Genomic DNA, 22,516 nt, shown 5'->3' on the forward strand with positions numbered 1-22,516 from the left:
TGTTCCTTTCGGGAGCCCGGGAGGCGTTGTGCCTCCCGGGCGTGGGGTGCGGGGTGTGGGCAGGGGGGCCGGGACGGCGGGCCGCCGAGGGCGGTCCGCGCGGCTCGCGTCAGCGTTCGACGAAGTCCCAGTAGCGGGAGATCGCGGCCTCGTCGACGTCCGGGATGGCGACCGCCAGGTCCCGCAGTCGCCGAAGTGTCCTGTCGTTCTCGAACGCCAGGGTGGGTCGCCGGAGGTCCGGCGCCCTCCTCGCGTGCTCTTCGAGATACGCCAGGTAGGGCAGGATCGGCAGGTCGCGGCCCTGTTCGCTCGCGCGCCGCAGCCGGTGCAGCCACTCGGTGAGCGGGACCGCTTCGGAGACCGTCCCGCGCATCCGGTCGTACCCGCTCAGGAAGGCGGCGGCTCCGACCGTGCGCGGGTGGTGGAGGTGGTGCACCCGGGCGGTTCCGGTCCCGGTCAGGATCAGTCCCACGACGGCGCGGGCCAGCACGTCGACGGGGAGCAGCGCTTCCTCCAGATCCGGTCCGGTCGGATGGCAGCCGAGCGCGGCGCAACTGGTGAGCAGTCGGGAGAACATGTCGTCCGTGCTGACCGCACCGGTCGAGGTGTGCGCCCAGATGCGGCCGAGCCGGTGGATGGCGCCGGTGGCCCCCCGCTCGAAGGCACGCTCCACCATCCGGTCCGCGACCCACTTGCTCGCCGCGTAGCCGTCGCCGTACAGGTGCTTCTCGCCGTCGATCGGGGAGTCCTCGCCGACCAGCCGGGGGGCTTGGCCGGGGCCGAACACGCCGAGGGTGGAGAGGTGGTGGAACGCCTTCGGGCGGCCCTCGGCGGCCAGGCGCAGCAGGGTTCGGGTGCCCTCCACGTTGGTCGGCTTCAGCCGGTCGTACGGCGAGAGGTGATGGACGTGTGCGCCGCTGTGCACGATCGTGTCGACGCGCTCGCGCAGGTCCGCCCAGTCCGAGGCGCCGAGGCCGAGGTCCTCTGCCGCCAGATCGCCCCGGACGACGTGCAGCCGCGCTTCGTCCGACGCGGGACCGAGGTCGATGCCGTAGCGCCGCAGGGTCCCGGTCAGCCGCTCGCCGGCCTCGGCGTCGGTCCGCGCCCGGACGAGGCAGTGCACGCGCGCCGACGTCCGGTCCAGCAGCTCCGCCAGCAGGAAGGCCCCGACGAACCCCGTGGCCCCGGTCAGCAGGACCTCCCGAGGGCCGTCGGCGTCCGGGGCGGCCCGCCGTGCGTCGGGCGGGCCGGCGGGGGACGCACCGGACGTGAAGCGCAGGGCGGGGCTCAGCTCGGCCTCCGAGTCCGGCACCCACGACGCGGATCGCGGTCCGTCCTCCGTGAGGTGGCGGGCCAGTCCCGCCGGGGTGGGTGCTTCGAGAAGTGCCGACAGGCTGAAGCGGATTCCCAGGGCCTCGCCGATGCGGCCTGCCAGCCGGGTGGCGAGCAGGGAGTGGCCGCCCAGTGCGAAGAAGTCGTCGTCGGCGGAGACCTCGGGCACGTTCAGCGTCTCGGCGAACAGGGTGCACAGCTGCGCCTCCACCGGGGTGCGGGGTGCCCGGCCGGTGCCGGCGGCCGCGTCCGGCGGGGCGGGCAGCCGCCTGCGGTCGAGTTTGCCGTTGGGGTTCAGTGGGATGTCGGCGATCTCGATGATGGTGGAGGGGACGAGGTGGGCGGGGAGTGTCGCGGCGAGCTTGGTTCGTAGGTCGTCGGGGTCGAGGGGGGTGTGGGGCGTTGAATGGGTCGGTTGGTCGGTGCGGGTGAGTGGGGGCTGGTCGCGCCCCGCGGCGAAGCCGCTGATCGACGCTGCCCCGCGCCCCTGACGGGGCGCTGCTCGCCCGGGGGTTTCCAGGGGCACCACGTAGGCGACCAGGCGTTTGTCGCCCGGCCGGTCCTCTCGGGCGATGACTGCGGCTCGGGCTATGCCGTCCAGTGCCGTCAGAGCGGACTCGATCTCGCCCGGCTCTATTCGGTAGCCCCGGATCTTGACCTGGTCGTCGACCCGGCCGGCGTACTCCAGGACCCCTGAGTGGTTCCAGCGGGCGCGGTCGCCGACCCGGTACATGCGGGTGCCGGGCGGGCCGTACGGGTCGGCGACGAAGCGTTCGGCGCTCTGGGCGGGCCGGCCGGCGTAGCCGCGGGCGAGTCCGGCGCCGGCGAGGTACAGCTCGCCCCACACCCCGTCCGGGACGGGCTGGAGGTGGTCGTCGAGCACGTACACGCGTGCGTTGCCGATGGGGCGGCCGATGGGCACCGGTCCCGCGCCGAGGTCGTCGCCGGGTGCGAGGCGGTGGACGACGCAGCCGACGGTCGCCTCCGTGGGGCCGTACTCGTTGACCACCGCGGCCTCGGGGTGCCGCTCGCGCCACGCCTGGAGGGCGGTGCCGTCGAGGGCCTCGCCGCCGATGACCAGGTCCCGGGCGTCGCTGACGCGGTCGGGCAGGGACTCCAGCAGCCGCAGGTGGCTCGGGGTGACCTTGAGCAGGTCGGGGGTCCGGGTGTCGTGGTCCAGGTCCGCGAACCGCACCCGGCCGCCCGTGATCAGCGGGGTGAAGAGCGTGGTCACCGGCATGTCGAAGGCGAGGGAGGTGTGGACCAGGGACTCGCCGGACGCGGCCGGGTACATCGCCACGGCCTCGCTCAGGTAGGCGGCGAGCGAGCCGTGTTCGACGACGACTCCCTTGGGGCGGCCGGTCGATCCGGAGGTGTAGATCAGATAGGCGGCCTGGTGGGGGTGGACGGGCAGGCCCAGGTCGTCGTCGGGCAGGTGCTCCGGGTCGGCCGGGCAGGTCGCCTCGTCGAGCACGATCCGCGCCCCGGCGTCGGCGACCAGCGCGTCGATACGGGCCCGCGGGTTGGCCGGGTCGATGGGCAGATAGGCCGCGCCGGTCTTCAGGGTCGCGAGCAGGGCGACGACCACCTCGGGGCGGCGCGGCAGCACGACGGCGACGACCGTCTCCGGGCCCGCCCCGCGCGTGATCAGGTGCCGGGCGAGCCGGTTGGCGCGGCGGTTCAGCTCGTCGTACGTCAGTGCCGTGCCGTCCGCGACGACGGCCACCGCGTGCGGGGTGCGTGCCGCCTGTGCCTCGAACATCTCCGGCAGTGACGTCCCGGGCAGCGGGCGGGCGGTGTCGTTGCGGCGGTGGAGCGTCTCCTCCCGTTCGGCGGGGGTGAGCAGGGGCAGTGCGTGCAGGGGGCGTGCCGGGTCGGCGGTCGCCTCCTGGAGCAGGCGCGCGAAGCGGGCGGCGACGCTCTCGGCGGTGGCCCGGTCGAACAGGTCCGAGGCGTACTCGACCGATCCGGCCCAGCCGCCCTCGGCGGTCTCGACGAGCGTCAGCGACAGGTCGAACTTGGCGCGGTCGCCGGGCACGTCCCCGACGGTCACCGCGAGCCCGGGCAGCGTGGGCGCGACGGCTTCCTGGTTGACCGTCAGCATGACCTGGAACAGGGGGTGCCGGGAGCGGGAGCGCGCCGGGTTGAGGACCTCGACCAGGTGCTCGAACGGCACGTCGGTGTGGTCGTAGGCCGCCACGTCCGCCGCGCGCACCCGGTCGAGCAGTTCCTCGAACGTGGGGTCGCCGGAGGTGTCGGCGCGCAGGACCAGGGTGTTGGCGAAGAGCCCGACGAGGCCTTCCAGCGCGGTGTCAGGGCGGCCCTCCACGGGGGTGCCGATCACGATGTCCTCGCCGGCGCCGAGCCGGGTCAGCAGGACGACCAGCGTGGCGTGCAGCACCATGAAGGCGCTGGCGCCCCGGTCACGGCCGAGCGCTTCGATCCGGTCGCGCAGTGCGGCGGGCACCGTGAAGGGCACCGTGCCGCCGCGGTGGGAGGCGACGGCGGGCCGGGCCCGGTCGGTCGGCAGGTCGATCTGGTCGGGGATTCCGTCGAGCTGTCGTGTCCAGAAGTCGAGGCGGTCCGTGGGCAGTTCGCGTTCCCACAGGGCGTAGTCGGCGTACTGGACGGACAGCGGGGCCCAGTCGGGGGCGTGGCCGGCGAGGCGGGCGGCGTAGGCCGTGGAGAGGTCCTCGGCGAGGGGCCGCATGGACGCGCCGTCGCCGGCGATGTGGTGCAGGAGCAGCAGCAGGGCGTGTGCACGGTCCCCGTCGGTGAACAGCTCGGCGCGGACGGGCAGTTGGTGGTCGAGGGAGAACGGCGTCCGGGCGGCCCGCGCCATCTCGGCGGCGAAGTCGTCCGGGCCGTGGTGACGGACCGCGAAGTGCGGTGCGGTGTCGACGACGGTCTGGTGCGGGCCGTCCGGCCCGTCGGCGATCACCGTGCGCAGCACTTCGTGCCGTCGGACGACATCGTCGAAGGCGTCCCGCAGGGCGTCGGGGTCGAGGGTGCCGGTCATCCGCAGGACGACGGGGATGGTGTAGGTGTGCGCGGGGCCGTCGAGCCGGTCGAGGAACCACATCCGGCGCTGCGCCGCCGACAGGGGCACCCGCTCGGGCCGTTCCCGGCGGACCAGCGGGGGCCGGGATGCCTTCGTCGGCCGGCCGGAGAGCAGCTCGGCGAGTCGGGCGACGGTCGCGTGCTCGAAGACCTCCCGGATGGACAGTTCGGCGCCGAGGTCGGTCCGGACGCGGTTGACCAGCCGTGCGACGAGCAGGGAGTGGCCGCCGAGGCGGAAGAAGTCGTCGTCGGCGCCGACGCCGGGCACACCGAGGACGGCCGCGAAGAGGTCCGCCACGTGTCGCTCCGTGCCGTCGGCGGGCGGCCGGCCCGAGCCCTCGGCGCCCGGGTCCGGGGCGGGCAGCGCCCTGCGGGCGATCTTGCCGTTGGCGGTCAGCGGCAGGGTCTCCAGGACGACGAAGGCGGCGGGCACCATGTAGTCGGGCAGGGCCCCGGCTGCGGCGGCGCGCAGGGCGGTGCGGTCCGCGGGGTGGCCCTGGCGCGGTACGAGGTAGGCGACGAGCCGCTTGTCGCCGGGGGTGTCCTCGCGGACGACGACGGCGGCGGCGTCGATGCCCGGCTGGGCGGTGAGGACGGCCTCCACCTCGCCGAGTTCGATGCGGAAGCCGCGGATCTTCACCTGGTCGTCGACGCGGCTGACGAACTCCAGCCGTCCGGCCGCCGTCCAGCGGGCCAGGTCGCCGGTGCGGTACATCCGGGTTCCGGGCGGGCCGAAGGGGTCGGCGACGAAGCGTCCGGCGGTCAGGCCGGGGCGGCCGTGGTAGCCGCGGGTCACGAGGTCGCCCGCGACGTACAGCTCGCCGGCGGTGCCGACGGGTGCCGGGCGCAGCAGCGCGTCCAGCACGTACATCCGGGTGTTCCAGGCGGGCGTGCCGATGGTGACGACGCCGGGCGGCACGGGGTCGCCGGGTTCGATGCGGAACAGGCTGCAGCCGACGGTGGTCTCGGTGGGGCCGTACTCGTTGAGGACGGTCACACCGGGGTGCCGGGAGCGCCAGGCGTCCAGGACGTCGCCGAGGAGGGACTCGCCGCCGAGGACGAGCTGGCCGCCCGGGGAGTACTCGTCGGGGACCGCGCTCAGCAGATGCAGGTGGGTGGGGGTGGCCTTGACGAAGTCGGGGCGGGTGACGTGGGCGTCCGGGTCGGGGCCGCTCGCGGTCCAGCGGACCAGTTCGACGGTGCCCCCGGAGATCAGCGGGCCGAACATGCCGGTCGCGGTGAGGTCGAAGGAGACCGGCGAGTGCACCAGGACGCGGTGGCGCAGGCTCTCGTACTCGTGGGTGGCCCAGGCCAGGTAGGCGACCAGGGAACGGTGTTCGACGACGACGGCCTTGGGCCGTCCGGTGGAGCCCGAGGTGAAGATGACGAAGGCGGTGTGCTCGGGCCGGCGGACCACGGTGGTGAGGGGCCCGGAGGGCCGTCGCCGGATCTCCGGGTCGTCCGTCGGCACGACGGGCGCCGCCGTCAACGAGCCTACCCGTGCGGCGAGTTCGGCGGTGGTGACCACGGCGGCCGGGGCGATGTCCGCCAGCATGAAGGCGAGGCGGTCGTCCGGGTGGGCGGGGTCCAGCGGCAGATATCCGGCGCCGGTCTTCAAGGCGGCCAGCAGGGTCACGGGGACGTCCTCGGAGACCGGCATCAGCACGGCGACGTGACGCTCCGGGCCCGCTCCCAGGTCGATCAGATGGCGGGCGAGCCGGTTGGCACGGGCGTCGAGTTCGGCGTACGTCAGCTCGGTGGTGCCGAACACGACGGCCGGCGCGTCGGGGGTGCGGGCCACCTGGTCCTCGATCAGGTCCGTCAGGGTCCGCGTCGGCACCTCGTGGCCGGTGCTGTTCCACTCGGTGAGCAGCAGTCGGCGCTCTTCTGCGTCGACGAGGTCGAACTCCCTCACCGGACGCCCGGGTTCGGCGAGAACGGCGGTGAGCAGTCGGGTGAACCGCTCGGCGATGCGGGCGGCGGAGTCGCGGTCGAACAGGTCGGTGGCGAACTCCAGGAGGCCGTTGACACCGCCCTCGGGCCGCTCGGTGAGGAAGAACGACAGGTCGAACTTGGCGGTGGGTGACGCGACCGGCCGTACGCGTGCCGTGAGGCCGGGCAGGTCGACGGCGAGGTCGAGGGCGGCCTGCTGGTCGGCGCCGCTGAAGTTGAGGCCGGTCTGGAACAGTGGGTGCCGGGCGGTGGAGCGTGCCGGGTTGAGGGCTTCCACGACCCGTTCGAAGGGCACGTCCTGGTGGGCGTAGGCGGCCAGGTCGGCGGCGCGCACCCGGCGCAGCACCTCGGTGAAGTCGGGGTCGCCGGTCAGGTCGGTGCGCAGGACGAGGTTGTTGGCGAAGTAGCCGATCAGGGGCGTGAGGGCGTCGTCGGTGCGGTTCGCGACCGGTGAGCCGATGACGATGTCGTCGCCCGCGCCGAGCCGGTGCAGCAGGGTGGCCAGGGCGGCGTGCACGACCATGAAGACGGTCGTGTGGTGCGCGCGGGCGAGCCGGACCAGGGCCTCGTGGACGGCGGGCTCGACCGTGAAGGGCACCGTGTCGCCGCGGTGGGTGGGGACGGCGGGCCGGGGCCGGTCGAAGGGCAGTTCCAGCTGTTCGGGCAGCCCGGCGAGCGTGGTCCGCCAGTGGTCGAGCTGGTGGGAGAGGATGCTGTCCGGGTCGTCGGCCTCCCCCAGCGACTGGCGCTGCCACCCCGCGAAGTCGGCGTACTGGGCCGGCAGTTGTGTCCAGTCGGGTGCCTCGCCCCGGCTCCGGGCCGCGTACGCGGTGGTGATGTCGCGGGCGAGCGGTGCCATGGAGGCGCCGTCGCCGGCGATGTGGTGCAGGACGAGAAGCAGCACGTACGCGTCCCCGCCGAGGTCGAACAGGGTGGCCCGCAGCGGTGGTTGGGCGGTCAGGTCGAACGGGGTGCGGACGGCTTCGGTGATCCGCTCGTCCAGGGTGTCCTCGGCGGCGCGGACGACGGTCAGCGGCGGCACCGACGGCAGGACCACCTGGTGGGGGCCCTGCTCGTCCTCGGCGAAGACGGTGCGCAGGCTCTCGTGCCGCAGCGCCAGGTCGTCCAGGGCCGCGGCGAGGGCGGCCACGTCGAGGGCACCGCTCAGCCGCAGCGCGACGGGCAGGTTGTATGTCGGGGACGGGCCCTCGAAGCGGTGCAGGAACCACAGCCGTTCCTGCGCGTACGACAGCGGCAGGCGTCCCTCGCGCGGCTGCGGTGCGATCGCGGAGCGGCGCGGACCGCCGGGGTCGAGCCGGGGCGCGAGCCGTGCCACGGTCGTGGCCTCGAACAGCACCGACAGTTCGAGGTCGGTGTCGAGGGCGGCGCGGATGCGGCTCGCCAGCCGGGTCACCAGCAGGGAGTGGCCGCCGAGCGCGAAGAAGTCGTCGTCGACCGAGACCTCGGGCACACCGAGGACCTCGGCGAACAGGCCGCACAGGATCTCCTCCTGCGGGGTGCGCGGGCCGCGCCCGGTGGTGTGCGCGAGGTCGGGGACCGGCAGCGCCTTGCGGTCGAGCTTGCCGTTCGGGGTGAGCGGCAGCGCGTCCAGGGTGACGATCTGGGCCGGGACCATGTACTCGGGCAGTCGGGCGGCGAGCCGGTCGCGCAGGTCGTCGGCGTCGACGGGCAGGGGGCCGGCGGGGACCACGTAGCCGACGAGCCACTGGCCGTGCACGGCCGCGGCCGCCCGGGCGACGGCCGGGTGGTCGGCCAAGGCGTCCTCGATCTCGCCGAGTTCTACGCGGAAGCCGCGCAGCTTGACCTGGTTGTCGGCGCGCCCGAGGTACTCCAGCTCGCCGTCGGCCGTCCAGCGCGCCACGTCGCCCGTGCGGTACATGAGCGACCCGGGCGGCCCGTACGGGCTCGCCACGAACCGCTCGGCGGTCAGCGCGGGCCGGTCGAGATAGCCGCGGGCCAGTTGGACGCCCTCCACGTACAGCTCCCCCGGTGCGCCGGGGGCGACCGGTACCAGCGTCGCGTCGAGGACGTACGCGCGGGTGTTGGCCACGGGTCCGCCGATCAGGACGGTGGCGACGTCCGCCGGGGCGGCCCAGGCGGTGACGTCGACGGCGGCCTCGGTCGGCCCGTAGGCGTTGAGGAGCACCGCGTGTTCGTTCGCCTTGTGCTCGTGGAAGCGGCGGACGAGTTCGGCGGGCAGGGCCTCGTCGCCGGAGACGACCAGGCGGACGGTGTCCGGCAGCCGGGTCTCGGCCAGGTAGGCGCCGAGCATGGAGGCGCTGAGGTGCACGACCGCGACGGACTCCGCGCGCATCAGCCGCTCCAGGTAGAGCGGGTCGCGGTGGCCGTCGGGCCGGGCCACGACCAGGGTGCCGCCGTACATGAGGGTCCAGAAGACCTCCCACACCGACACGTCGAAACTGACCGGGGTGGACTGCAGCACCCGCTCGCCCGGGGCGAGCCGGTGGTCGCGCTGCATCCACCACAGCCGGTTCGCCATGCCCGCGTACGTGTTGACGGTGCCCTTGGGGCGGCCGGTGGAGCCGGAGGTGTAGATGACGTACGCGGCGTTCTCGCCCCGGGCCGTCACCCCCGGCCGCTCCTCGGGCCCCTCGGCGTCGGGCGCGATCCGCTCGAAGCCGTCGGCGTCCCGGTCGGAGATCAGCAGCCGCGCGCCGGAGTCGGCGAGGATGTACGCGATCCGGTCGGCCGGGTAGCCGGTGTCGATCGGGACGTACGCGGCGCCCGCCTTGAGCACCGCCCACAGGGCCACGATCAGGTCGACCGAGCGCGGCAGCATCACGGCGACCCGTGACTCGGGCCCGACGCCCCGCGCGCGCAGGGCGTGGGCGAGCCGGTTCACCCGGGCGTCGAACTCGCCGTAGGTGACGCTCTCGCCCTCGAAGCGGACCGCCTCGGCGTCCGGGGTGCGCCGCGCGTGCGCCTCCAGCAGGTCGACGGCCGAGCCCTCGCCGTCGAAGCGGACGGTGGTGTCGTTCCAGCCGTGCAGCACCAGGGCGCGGTCCTCGGCGCCGAGGACGTCCACCTCGGACAGACGCAGGCCGGGGTCGGCGGTGACGCACTCCAGGACGCGGACGAACCGGGCCGCGAAGTTCTCGGCGGTGCGGCGGTCGTACAGGTCGGTGGCGTACTCCAGGCGGCACAGCAGGCCGCCGTCCTCGTGGACGTGGCAGTCGAAGTGGACGTCGAACTTGGCGGTGCCGCTGGTGACCGGGCCGGGGTCGGCGGTGACGCCGGGCAGGTCGAAGCGGGCCTCGGTGAGGTCCAGCCAGGCGAGCATCACCTGGAAGAAGGCGTGCCGGGAGCGGGAGCGCTCCGGGTTCACCTCCTCCACCAGGCGTTCGAAGGGGACGCCCTGGTGGGCGTAGGCGGCCAGACCCGTCTCGCGGACGCGGACCAGCAGCTCCTCGAAGGCGGGGTCGCCGGAGGTGTCCATGCGGTAGACGAGGGTGTTGATGAAGACGCCGACCACGTCGTCGAGGACCGAGTCGGGCCGGTCGGCGATGACACCGCCGAGCGGGATGTCCTCGCCGGCGCCGAGCCGGGTCAGCAGCAGCGACACGGCCGCCTGGAGGACCATGAACGGGGTGGTGCGGGTGCGGCCGGCCAGGTCCAGCATCCGCCGGTACAGCTCGGGGGCGACGGGGAACTCGACGTGGTCGCCGCGGTGGCTGGCCGCCGCCGGGCGGGGGCGGTCGCCGGGGAAGGTGACCTCGGGCGGCAGCCCGTCCAGGTGCTGCTTCCAGTACTCGATCTGGCGGGGCAGGTCCGCGGCGAGCGTCTCGCGCTGCCAGATCGCGAAGTCCGGGTACTGGACGGTCAGTTCGGGGAAACCCGACGTGTCGGCGCCGGTGCGGGCGCGGTAGCCGGTGGTGATGTCCTCGGCGAGCGGGCGCAGCGAGGCGCCGTCCGCCGCGATGTGGTGCACGACGAACAGCAGGACGTGGGTGTCGGGTCCGGTCTCGTACAGCGTGGTGCGCAGGGGCACGTCGCGCGTCAGGTCGAAGGGGCGGGCCGCGTCGGCGGCGAGGTCGGGGGCGGGGTCCCGGACGTACTCCGTGGTGTAGGGCGTCTCGGGCGGCAGGACGACCTGGTGCGGGCCGTCGGCGTCCTCCGGGTAGACCGTGCGCAGCGCCTCGTGGCGGGCGACGAGGTCGGCCAGCGCGCCGGCGAGGGCGTCGGTGTCGAGGGCGCCGGTGAGCCGGATCGCGAGGGGGATGTTGTACGTGCCGGAGGCGCCCTGGAGGCGTTGCAGGAACCACATGCGTTCCTGGGCGAAGGACAGCGGGACGCGGCCGGGCCGTTCCTCGGCGGTGATGCGCTTGGCCTGCGGGGCCAGCTGGTTCAGCCGGTCGGCGACACCGGCGACGGTGGGGGCGGCGAAGAGGTCGCGCAGGGACAGGTCGACGCCGAACTCGTCGCGGACCCGGTGGACCAGACGGATCATCAGGATCGAGGTGCCGCCGAGCGCGAAGAACTCGTCGTCGACGCCGACGCGTTCGACGCCGAGGACCTCGGCGACGATGGCGCACAGCGACGTCTCCTCGGGTGTGCGGGGTTCGCCGCCGCCGGCCGGGGCCACTGGCGCGGGGCCGGTCTCCGTGTGCGCGGTGCCCATGACGAGCAGCCGGTCCGCCTCGCTCACCTCGATCGACTCGGCTGCCCGGCGGTCGGGTTCGGCCGCCGCGCCGCCGAGCAGCTCGGCCAGGAGGTCGGCGAGGCGGGTGACGGCCGGCGCGTCGAAGGCGCCGGCGAGGTAGGAGAACCGCAGCCGCAGCCGGTCGCCGGGGAAGACGGACAGGGTGACGGGGTAGTGGGTGCGCTCGACGAGGTCGGCGTGGGCGAGGCGCAGGCCGCCGGCCTCGATGCCGTCGTCCATCGGGTAGTTCTCGAAGGCGACGACGGTGTCGAACAGTGCGTCGAAGCCGGCGGCGCGGGTCAGCTCCGCCAGCGAGACGTGCTGGTGGGCGTGGAGGGAGCGCTGTTCGTGCTGGAGCCGGGCCAGCAGCGCGGCGAGCGTCTCGTCCCGGTCGATCCGCACCCGGACCGGCAGGGTGTTGACGAACAGCCCGAGCATCGACTCCGCGCCGGGCAGCTCGGGCGGGCGCCCGGAGACGGTCGCGCCGAACACCACGTCGTCACGGCCGGTGAAGGCGCCCAGCAGCAGCCCCCACAGGCCCTGCACGACGGTGCTGAGGGTGATCCGGTGGGCCCGGGCCGTCGACGTCAGGGCGCCGGTGAGCGCCTCGGACAGCACCAGCTCGTGGACGTCGTGTCCGTCGGAGGTGCGGTCGGCCCGGGCGAGCAGGGTGGGGGCCGGCAGTCCGGCGAGCCGGTCCCGCCACACCTCGGCCGAGGCCTCGCGGTCCTGCCGGTCGAGCCAGGCCAGGTGGTCGCGGTACGGGGCGGCCGGGGGCAGCTCGGTGCCGCCGTACAGGGTGAACAGTTCGCGGACGAGCAGGGGCAGGGACCAGCCGTCCAGCAGCAGATGGTGGTGGGTCAGGACCAGACGGCGGTCGCCGAGCGCGGTGAACCTGAGCAGGGGCGGCCGGACGACGCTGAAGCCGCGGGCCCGGTCACGGGCGAGGAAGGCCTCCAGGTCGTCCTCGTCGCGCTGCTCCCAGGGGACCTTCACCTCGGCGGGGACGACCTGCACGGGGGCGCCCGTCGAGCGGCTGCGGAAGGCGGACCGCAGATTCGGGTGGCGGTGCAGCAGGGCGGTGGCGGCGGCCCGCATCCGCTCGGGGTCGAAGGCGGTGTCGGTCTCCAGGACGAGCTGGCCGACATAGGGGTCGTCGGGCTCGTACAGGGCGAGGAAGAGCAGGCCCTCCTGGAGCGGGGAGAGCGGCAGGACGTCCGCGGCGCCGCGGAACCGGTCCAGCTCCTCCTGGGTGATCCGGACGAGGGGCACGTCGGAGACGGTCAGTCCGCCGCGGGTGTGCGGGGCGAGTTCGGCGAGGGCCCGCGTCCACGCCTCGGCGAGGGCGCGTACCTCGGTCTCGGCGAGGACGCCCGCGGGGTGGGTCCACTCGGCGGTCAGCTCGCCGTCGCGGACGTACGCGTCGATCTGGAGGGTGTGGGTGAGCGCGAGGTCGTCGTCGGCCAGCAGCTCCACGGCGGCCGCGCCGTCGGCGAGACGCCAGCCGCCGAGGTCGGTGGCGTCCAGACGGCCGAGGTAGTTGAAGGAGATCTGCGGCGTCGGCAGTCCGGTGAGCCGGTCGCGCAGCAGGTCGTGGCCGCGGCCGCCGTGCGGGACGGCGCGCAGCTCCTCCTTGGTGCGCTTGATCAGGTGGGCGCCGGTGTCGGTGCCGGGACCCAGGCGCACGGGGTGGATGCGGGTGAACCAGCCGACGGTGGTGGACAGGTCCATCCCGTCCGGGAGGTGGTCGCGGCCGTGGCCCTCCAGGTCGACCAGGACCGGGCCCTCGCCGCGGTGGCGTTGCACGGCCGCCGAGAGCGCGGCGAGCAGGATGTCGTCCGGGGTGGCCCGGTAGGCGGCGGGCAGGGTGCCCAGCAGGGTGGCGGTGAGGTCGGCCGGGACGGTCACGGTGACCGAGCGGGCGGTGCCGTGGACGTCCCGGGCGGGGTCGAGGGGGCGGGTGCCGAGCAGGGGTTCCGGGGTGGACAACAGGTCGGTCCACAGCGGGAGTTCGTCGACGGGAGCGCGGAGGTGTCCGGCCCAGCGGCGCAGGGAGGTCGCGGGCGGGGACAGCTCGCCGCCCGCGAGCGCCTCGGCGAGGTCGGTCAGCAGGATGCGCCAGGACACACCGTCGACGACCAGGTGGTGGAGGACGAGCAGCAGTCGGCCGGAGGCGAACCACACCGCCCGGACCATCACCCCGTCGTCCGGTGACAGCGCGCGCCGCGCGGCCTCCTTCTGTCCGGCCACGTCCTCGTCGTGGGCGCGGCTCAGGCAGTCCTCGGCCCGTACGGCGCCCACGGGCCGGATGTGCCGGCCGCGGGTGCGCAGGGCGTCGTGCCGGTCGAGCACCCGCTGCAGGGCGGCGGTCAGCCGGTCGTACGACAGGCCCGGGTCGGTGGCCAGCAGGAGGGACTGGGCGAAGCCGGCCGTGGAGCCGCCGCGTTCGGCGAGTCGGCGGGCCATCGGGGTCTCGGGGAGTTCGCCGACCGGGTCGTCCTCGGCGGACAGGGCCGAAGGGTCCTGCGGAGCCGTCGCTGCCGTCGTTGCCGTCGCGGCGGTGGCGACGGTGGCGAGCCGGGCGACGGTCGGGTGGTCGAAGACGTCCTGGGGTGTGAGGTGCAGGCCCTGGCGGCGGGCGCGGCTGACGAGCTGGATGGCGTGGATGCTGTCCGCGCCGAGGGCGAACAGGTCGTCGTCCACGCCCAGTTCGGGGCGGTGGAGCAGTGCGGCGGCGACGCTGTGAAGGGTGTGCTCGGCGGCGGTCTCGGGGGCCCGTCCGCTCACCGGCCGGGCCGGGGCGGGCAGGGCACGGCGGTCGACCTTGCCGTTGGGGGTCACCGGGATCGACGGCAGCACGAACACGGTGACCGGCACCATGTGGGCGGGCAGCCGCCGCGCGAGATGGGCCCGGGGGTCGGTCTCCGGCGCCCCGGTGACGTAGCCGACGAGTTGGCGGGCGCCCGCGGCGGAGTCGTGGACGAGGACCACGGCCTGGGACACGCCGGGCACCGACGCGAGGACGGCCTCGATCTCGGCGGGCTCCACCCGCTGTCCGTTGATCTTGACCTGGTCGTCGGCGCGCCCGGCGAACTCCAGGCTGCCGTCGGCGCGGCGGCGCACGAGGTCGCCGGTGCGGTACATACGGCCGCCGGCGTCCGGGCCGTAGGGGTCGGCGACGAACCGCTCGGCGGTGGCACCCGGACGGTCGAGGTAGCCGCGGGCGAGCTGGACGCCCGCGAGGTACAGCTCGCCCGTGACGCCGTCCGGCACCGGCCGCAGGGCCGGATCGAGCACATAGGCGCGGGAGTTGTGGGTGGGTGTGCCGATGGTGACGGGTTCGCCGGGGGCGCAGGCGTGGGAGGTGGCGGTCACCGAGAACTCGGTGGGGCCGTAGGAGTTGTGCAGTCGGGCGCCGCACTCGCGGTGGAAGCGGTCGGCGAGCTGGGCGGGCAGCGCCTCGCCGCCGCAGCTGACCATGCGCAGCGAGGGGGCCGGCCCTGCCCCCTTCTCGTCGTCCTCGTCGTACTCGTCGAGGAAGGGGCCGAGCATGGCCGGGACGAAGTGGATGACGGTGACGCGCTCGTCGCGGACCAGCCGGGCCAGATAGGCCGGGTCGCGGTGTCCGTCGGGGCGGGCGACGACGAGGGTCGCGCCCCGGGTGAGGGTCCAGAACACCTCCCACACCGACACGTCGAACCCGATGGGCGTCTTGTGCACGACCCGGTCGGCCGGGGTGAGCCGGTACTCGTCCTGCATCCAGGCGAGCATGTTGGCGATGCCGGCGTGGGTGACGACGGTGCCCTTGGGGCGGCCGGTGGTGCCCGAGGTGTGGATGACGTACGCGGCGCCGTCCCCCCGCGGGACGACGCCGGGGTTCGTGTCGGGCTCGCCCTCGCCGAGGGAGCGTACGGCGTCCTCGTCGAGCACGAGTGCGGCTCGGGAGTCGGCGATCAGGTACGCGATCCGGTCGGCCGGGTAGCCGGTGTCGACGGGCACGTACGCGGCGCCGGTCTTCAGCACCGCCCACAGCGCGACGATCAGGTCGAGCGAGCGCGGCAGCCGGACCGCGACCCGTGACTCCGGTCCCACGCCCTTGGCGCGCAGGGCGTGCGCGAGGCGGTTGACCCGGGCGCCGAGTTCGCCGTGCGTCAGCCGCTCGCCCTCGAAGACGACGGCCTCGGCGGCCGGGTCCTGGGCCTCGAAGAGCTCCACCAGGGAGCGCGGGTCCGTGGCGCGGCCGGTGGCGTTGCGGGCGTGGAAGCGCTCCCGCTCCGCGTCGTCGAGCAGGTCGAGGGCGCCGATGGGCAGGTCGGGACGGTCGGTGGCGGCGGTGAGCAGGCGGGTGAAGCGGTCGCGGTGGGCGGCGGCCGTCCCGGGGGTGTGGCGGCCGGGGTGGGCGTTGACGGTCAGCTCGATGCCGTCGCCGGCCCCGGGGTCGCCGAACGCGTGCAGGGCGAGGTCGCGCACCGGGCCGGAGGCGAGCTGGTGCGCGGTCGCCTCGGCGGGCCCGAAGGGCAGGCGGGCGGAGGCGAAGGAGAGGACGTTCACCGACGGGCCGCTCAGGGTGCCGGGGTGGGCCGTGGCGGCGAGGTCGCGGCGGAGTGCGTCGTGCGGGTAGCGCTGGTGGCGTCCGGCCTCGCCGAGACGGGCGGCGACTCGGTCCAGGAGTTCGGTGAACGTGGTGGAGCCGTCGACGCGGATCCGCAGCGGGACGTCGTTGACGAGCATGGCGGGCGTGGCCAGCGCCCGCGGGCTGAGGCGGGCGGCCATGAACACCCGGACGAGCACGTCGTGGGCGCCGGTGACCCGGTGGGTGTGGGCGGCCATGGCGGCGATCACCGGCAGGGACCAGCGGGATCCGGCGAGCGCGCGCACCCGCGCGGCGGTGGCCTCGGGCAGCCGGCCGGTCGCGGAGGGGAGGCTGGGCGCGAGTCCGGTGGCACCGGAGGCGAGTGCGGGGACGGTCTCGTCGGAGCCGGGGTCGGTGACCGCCGGGCCGGCTGTCGCGGAGCCGAGTTCGGTGGAGTCCGGCAGGTCGGCGAACTCCCGTCGCCAGTAGGCGCCGTCGCGCTCCCTGCGGGCGGAGCCGAGATAGGCCTCCTCCTCGGCCAGGACCTCGCGCAGGGTGCCGAAGCCGCTCGGGGGCGGCTGTTCGCCCGCCGCCAGGGCCGTGTAGACCTCCAGCAGGCGGCGGCAGTGCAGGACCTGGCCGTAGCCGTCGAGGAGGATGTGGTGGTAGCGGAAGTGCAGCCAGTGCCGGTCGGGGCCGAGCCGCAGCAGGGTGTGCCGGAACAGCCGGTCACCGGTGAGGGGCACCGGCCGGGCCTGATCGGCGTCGACCCAGGCGCGGGCGGCGGCGGCCGGATCGGCTGCGTCGCCGAGGTCGACATACTCCAACTCCCCCTGGACTGACGGGTCGACGGTTTGCCCGACCGTCTCCGCGTCCTCGTGGAAGCGGACCCGCAGCGCCTCGGTCTCGGCCACGGTCCGCCGTACGGCGCGGGCCAGCAGGGCGCGGTCCACCGGTCCGGGGACGTCGTAGTAGATGCCGCAGGTGTACAGGGGGCTGTCGGGGGCGAGGCGCTGGGCGACCCACACGCCGTGCTGGGCCGACGTCAGGGGCAGGGCAGAGGTCATCGTCAGGCCTGCTTCTCGCTCGTGCCCGCCGCCGCTGCCGGCTGCCCGCCCACCAGTTCGGACAGGGCCGCGCTCAGCGCGTCGACCGTGGGGTGGTCCCAGGTCAGCGCGTCGTCGACGGTGACCTCGAACTCGTCCTCGATGTCGGCGGTGATGGCCAGCGCCGTAAGGGAGTCCAGGCCGTAGTCGGCCAGCGGTACGGACGTGTCGATGTCCTCCGGCGAACGGCGCAGATAGGTCGCCACACGCGCGGTCAGCCAGGTGTGCACGTCTCGGTTGCCAGCGGTCATGAGGGGGGTCTCTTTCTCAACGGTGGGTGAGGAGGAACGAAGGCAGGAGCGCACGGCGGCGAGCAGCCGGGCGCGACGACGGACCGCGTCACGGGGCGCCGCGACGCCTCCCGTCACGGGCGGACGACCGGTGGACGGCATACGGTCTCGGCGGGCCCGGACACCAGCGGCATACGGCCCCTTCGTCGGACTCGCGTCGGAGGGAGCCCGGCAGGCGGCCGGCGGGCAGTCGGCGGGCGTCAGACGGCGAGTGGTCTGCCCGTCAGGCCGAAGGAGCGGCCGCTGTCCCGGCGGTCCAGGAGCTCGGCGAAGAGCGTGGCCTCGACCGGGGCGGGCAGGGGGCCGGGTCCGTACGGGCCGGGGGCCGAGCGGTGCAGGGCCGCGCGCAGCCAGGCGGGGTCGGCCAGGAAACCGCCCGGCGGGGCGTGCCGCCAGACCTGGACGCAGGCGGTCCGGGACAGCAGGCGCACATACCGGGTGACCAGGTCGTAGTGCTCGGGGCGGGCGTCGACGCCGAGGTCCACCGGCGACAACGACCCGCACACGGCGGCCAGTTCCGCCAGGTCGGCGCGGTCGGCAGCGACGGCCGTACGCAGGTCCGCGTGCTCGGCCGCCCAGGGCGCGTCGGCCAGGGCGTGCAGCGACCCGGTCACGGGGTCGCGGCCCCCGGCGTGCAGGGCCAGCCGGTCGTGGCGCAGGGGCGGCAGCGCCTCCGCGAGCGTGAACAGGTCGCCGGGCGGCTCGGTGCCGGGGCCCGCCCAGGTGCGGCGGGCCAGCAGCGGGAGCTGGGGCAGCAGGCTCATCTGGCAGGCGGCGCGCGCGATGTGCCCGAAACCGACGGGGGCGAGGTCGCGCAGCAGCTTCTGGAAGAGCGCGGTCGGCCCCTCGCGCAGGTAGAAGTGGGCGCCGAGGAGTGCCGCGAGCCGGTCCATGGCCCCGAGGAGCAGTCGGGACACCTCGAACTTGACCGCCGAGGCGTACCCGCTCGCCGCGCCGGGCACCAGGTGCAGGGCGCGGGCACCGACCGCGCCGAACGCCTCGGCGCGCAGCAGGTCGGCGAAGACGGCGGCCAGCTCCGAGCGGACGTGCGGGATGTCGGTGGCGGCTCCGCCGTACAGCCGGCGCCCCGTCAGGTGGTCCACGGCGATGCGCAGTCCGGTGTCGAGGATGCCGGTGGCCATCGTGGGCAGGACCGTGCGGGTGATCTGCAGGGCCTTCAGCGCGGTTTCGAGGCCGGAGCCGACCGGGCCGAGGATCGCGGAGGAGGGCACGGGCAGTTCGTCGAAGACCAGGCCGCCGAGCTGGACCCCGCGCATGCCGACGGTGCCGAAGCGCGGCAGGTCGGTCAGGCGTGCCGGGTCGGCGTCCGCCCGGTCGACGAGGACCAGGCTGTGGCTGCGCGGGCCGGGCCGGGGGTCGGTGCGGGCGAGGACGACCAGGGCGTCGGCCCGCCGGATGTTGGTGACGACCTCCTTGCGGCCGCTCAGCCGCAGCGAGCCGTCGGCCCCGGCGGTCGCGGTGAACTCCGTGCCCGCCATGTCGTTGCCGTGCGCCAGTTCGTGGAAGGCGATGGCGATGCGCCGGCCGTCCAGGAGCAGCCGGGCGGCGTGCCCGCGCTGGCGTTCGTCGCCGGCGGTCCACAGGGTGACGCCGGCGATGAGCGAGCTGGCGCCGTAGCCGAGGCCGAGCGCGGGGTCGCGGCGGTAGAGCGAGCGCATCACCTCGGCGAGGTGGTCGGCCCGGTCCAGGCGGCCGCCCAGCTCGGGCGGGACGAACTCGGCGTTCAGCCCGTAGGAGTGCAGCAGCGCCTCCCCGGCGGTGAGCGTCTCGGCGCGTTCGTCGGCGGCGAGGATGGCACTCGCGCCGGTCGGGTTGGCCGGGTCGGCGAGACGGCCGAGCAGGTGCTCCAGTTCGTCGGCGCGCTTGGGGGCGAGGCCCGTGACGGTGGTCATGCGGCACCTCCCGACAGGGTGAACTCCGGTGCGGGGCTCTGGAGGACGACCTCGGCGAGGGCGTCGAGGACGTCGCCGCCGTTCTCGCCCCCGTCCTCGCCGCCGTTCTCGCCCAGCAGGGTGGTCAGGCAGGCCCGCAGCCACAGGTCGTCGGCGCCGAGCCGGCCGGTGCGCAGGGGCGGGTTCTCCAGCCACAGCAGCAGGCAGGCTGCCGCGGCGTAGGCGCGTTCGTATGCCTCGGCGAGGCGGAACGCCGTGCTGGGGAGGCCGCCCGCCACCGGTAGGAAGTCCGCCGACTCCGCTTCCAGGCGGGCCAGTTCGACCAGCAGCCGATCGATGAGCGGGCCGGTCCGGGCGGTCGTCCGGGTCCGTGCGCGGGCCGCCAGGTCGGGCAGGGCCTGTACGGCGCTGCAACCGGTCACGGACAGCAGGGTCAGCCGGGCCGGGTCGAAGGGGGGCAGCGGGGCGGTGAGGTCGGCGGCCGAGCGCAGTCCCTCGCCGTCGGTCCTGCGACGGCTCAACTGGCGTGTCAGGCGCGGCAGTTGGTTGAGGAGGGCGGCGCGGTTGACGGCCGTGCTGCCGTCGAAGACGGCGCAGATGCGATGGTCGCGCTCCAGCTTGGCGAAGCCGCCGCCCGGGGGTGAGGTGAGGAAGCCGCGTACGCCGAGCAGTTCACCGAGCGAGCCGAGGGTCTCCTGGGTGAGTGTCGGGACGTAGGCCTTGGTGATCGCGGAGATCGCGCTCAGTTCCCCGGGCAGGGTGTGCACCGAGCGGGCGGAGAGCAGGCCGACCGCCTCGGCGGTGAGCGCTGCCGCGGCCGCGCGGCCGAGGATGCGGCGGACGTGCGGGACGTCGGCGAGGCGGCGGCCGTACAGTTCGCGGCCGGCCGCGAAGTCCCGGGCCAGGCCGAGGGCGTGGTCGGCGGCGCCGAGGGAGAGCGCGGCGCAGGCGACGCGGGTGAGCTGGAGCGTCTTGAGGACCACGGGGATGCCGTCGCCCTCCTCCCCGACGAGTGCGTCGGCGGGGACGGGGGCGCGGTCCAGGGCGAAGCCGCTGATGTCCGCGCCGCGGATGCCGTGCGTGCGGACCTTCGGGAGGCTGCGCCAGGTCCCGTCGGGCAGCCCGCGCCGGTCCACCAGGAAGAGGCTGAAGCCGCGCGCGCCGCCCGCCGGGTCGGTGCGGGCGAGGACACAGGCGAGGCCGGCGCGGGTGGCGTTGTTGATGAGCCACTTCTCCCCGGTGAGCCGCCAGCCGGCGGGCGCACCGGTCGTGGGTCCGACGCCGCCGGGGCCGGTCTCTGCGCCACCGGGCCCGTCCCCGGTCTCGTCCGGCGTCGCCGTCAGTTCGCCCGCGAGCAGGTCGGCGCCGTGGTCGCGTTCGGTCAGGCCCCAGCAGACCGGTTCGCCGGCGCGGACGTGCGCGGCGAGGCGGGTGGCCTGTGCCGGGGTGCCGGCCACCCACACCGGTGCCGCGCCGAGGAACGTCTTGCCGTGCGCGATGGCGACGGTCAGATCGCGGCGTGCGACCGCGCGCAGCAGCCGTACCGTCTCGGCGAAGTCACCGTCCTCGGGCAGCACGTAGTGGGCGGGCAGCCCGGCGTCGTCGAGGACGCGGACGGCCTCGTCGGGGAACTCCTCCCGTTCGTCGAGCCCGGCGAGCGTCTCGGGCGAGAAGACGTCGTCCTCGTGGGCGGTGAGCAGCGACTCCAGGTCGGCCGTGGTGGTCATCGCCCGCTCACCCGCCGGTGTTCGGCCAGGGCCGCCGTGAGCAGCGGGTCCTCGCCGAGGTGGAGGGTGTCCAGTTCCCCGGCGAGGTACAGGGCGCGCATCGCGGCGCGCTGCACCTTGCCGCTCGTGGTGCGCCTCACGCCGCCGGGCCGGACCAGGGCGACCGCCGCGACGGGTACGCCGAACTCCCGGGCCACGGTCTGCTTCATGTCGACGGCGATCTGGCCGAGCCGCTCCGCCCCCCAGTGGGCGCGGATCTCGTGGACGGCGACGACCGCGGGGGCGATGTCCGCGCCGTCACCGTCGCCGACCATGAAGACGGAGCCGTGCAGCCCCTCCAACTCCTCGTGCTGGGAGCGGAGTTCGTACTCGATGTCGGAGGGGTGGAGATTGCGTCCGTGCAGGACGAGGACGTCCTTGCTGCGGCCGGTGATGTAGAGGTCGTCGTCGAGCAGGCCCCCGAGGTCGCCGGTGCGCAGGAACGGTCCGCGGCCGTCGTCGGTGCGGGCCCGGAACGTGGCCTCGGTGACGTGCTCGTTCTCCCAGTAGCCCGCGGTGACGCAGGGGCCGCTGAGCCAGATCTCGCCGACGCTGCCCTCGGGCAGGGCCCGACCGGTGCCGGGGTCGACGATCAGCACGTCGGACCCGGACGGCTCCCCGCAGCCGACGAGCACCCGGGAGGGTTCCGTGCCGGTGGCCGGGCGGAGCTCCTGGTTCTCGAGTGCCGCCGCGTCGACGGCGGTCCGCAGCGGCGGCCGTCCGGTGGTGCCGGACGCCATCAGGGTCGCCTCGGCCAGGCCGTAGACGGGGATGAGCGCCTCGGGGCGCAGGCCGGCGGCGGCGAACCGCTCGGTGAAGGCGGTGACGACGTCGGCGCGGACCGGTTCGGAGCCGTCGGCGAGCTTGACGCGGGAGAGGTCGAGCGTGGCGAGCTGCTCGTCGGTGACGCGGCGGACGCACAGTTCGTAGCCGAAGTCGGGCGCGGCGGTGAAGCCCACGTCGCAGGCGTCCAGCATCCGCAGCCAGTGGTACGGCCGGCGCAGGAACGACATGGGGTCCATCTGCACGTAGCCGCTGCCGGACAGGAGGCCGGGCAGCATCAGGCCGATGAGGCCCATGTCGTGGTAGAGGGGTATCCAGCCGCCGTAGACGGTGTCGCCGTCGTTGCGGAAGGTCGCCACCATCCGCTCGACGTTGGCGACGAGGTTGCCGTGGGTGACCATGACCCCCTTGGGGTCGCCGGTCGATCCCGAGGTGTACTGCAGCAGGGCGAGGGTGTCGGGCGACACCTCGGGGGCGGTCCAGGCCTCCGGGTCGCCCTCGCCGGTGTCGGTGGTGTGGCAGACGGCGCCGACGATGCCCTCCTCGGCGACCCACTTCTCGACGTCCGCCAGATCACCGCTCTGGGTGAGGACGACCCGCACGCCCGCGTCCCGGGCGATGGCGGCGAGCCGGCGGCGTTCGTGCCGGTAGCGGCCCGGCAGCGGGGCCGGCACGGCGATCATTCCGGCGTACACACAGGCGGAGAAAGCCGTGGTGAACTCGATTCCCGGCGAGTAGAGAAGAAGTACCCGATCACCCGGGGAGAATCTTTCCCGGAGCCAGGACCCTGTCCGCCGGGAATGCAGATCGAGTTCCGCGCGGTTGCGCACCGTGCCGCTGATGTCGGTGAATCCGGAAACCAATGTCACGGCAGGCTGCTGCGGATTACGCGCGGCCCGCTCCCTCAGCATCGTGAGTAATTCTTGCACGACACGAACCGTACGTGATCTTGGTTCTCGAACAACCCCTCAAAGGTTCAAGCAGCACTAAAGCAAGTCCATCGAACCGGCAAGAAACCTTGACTCTTCCATGATCGACCGAGGCCGGACGCAGGCGTAG

General features: G+C 74.4%; 5 protein-coding genes. All 5 read right to left on the minus strand.

The features are described 5' to 3' along the window. Positions 1 to 109: 109 nt before the first annotated feature. Positions 110 to 16,666, minus strand: a complete 16,557-nt coding sequence (locus tag ACZ52C_RS36070; RefSeq protein ID WP_469078754.1) for an amino acid adenylation domain-containing protein — start codon at positions 16,664 to 16,666, stop codon at positions 110 to 112. A 2-nt stretch (positions 16,667 to 16,668) separates the two neighbouring features. After that, positions 16,669 to 16,956, minus strand: a complete 288-nt coding sequence (locus tag ACZ52C_RS36075) for an acyl carrier protein (protein WP_192363991.1) — start codon at positions 16,954 to 16,956, stop codon at positions 16,669 to 16,671. Between the two features lie 239 nt (positions 16,957 to 17,195). Further along, positions 17,196 to 18,908, minus strand: coding sequence for an acyl-CoA dehydrogenase (locus ACZ52C_RS36080; protein WP_469078755.1), 1,713 nt, complete (start codon positions 18,906 to 18,908; stop codon positions 17,196 to 17,198). Next, a complete protein-coding gene (locus tag ACZ52C_RS36085; protein ID WP_469078756.1) occupies positions 18,905 to 20,635 on the minus strand; it encodes an acyl-CoA dehydrogenase family protein in 1,731 nt (576 codons plus the stop codon). The genes ACZ52C_RS36080 and ACZ52C_RS36085 overlap by 4 nt, the downstream gene beginning before the upstream one ends. Continuing rightward, positions 20,632 to 22,386: a fatty acyl-AMP ligase gene (locus ACZ52C_RS36090; RefSeq protein WP_469078757.1), complete on the minus strand. Its 1,755-nt coding sequence runs from the start codon at positions 22,384 to 22,386 to the stop codon at positions 20,632 to 20,634. Before ACZ52C_RS36090 ends, ACZ52C_RS36085 begins: the two co-directional genes overlap by 4 nt. Positions 22,387 to 22,516 lie beyond the last annotated feature (130 nt).

The organism is Streptomyces sp. NPDC034049, assembly GCF_055575575.1.

Coding starts and splice junctions, on each gene's coding strand:
- ACZ52C_RS36085 (WP_469078756.1), bottom strand. CDS start 20,635: ATGACCACCACGGCCGACCTGGAGTCGCTGCTCACCGCCCACGAGGAC.
- ACZ52C_RS36070 (WP_469078754.1), bottom strand. CDS start 16,666: ATGACCTCTGCCCTGCCCCTGACGTCGGCCCAGCACGGCGTGTGGGTC.
- ACZ52C_RS36080 (WP_469078755.1), bottom strand. CDS start 18,908: ATGACCACCGTCACGGGCCTCGCCCCCAAGCGCGCCGACGAACTGGAG.
- ACZ52C_RS36075 (WP_192363991.1), bottom strand. CDS start 16,956: ATGACCGCTGGCAACCGAGACGTGCACACCTGGCTGACCGCGCGTGTG.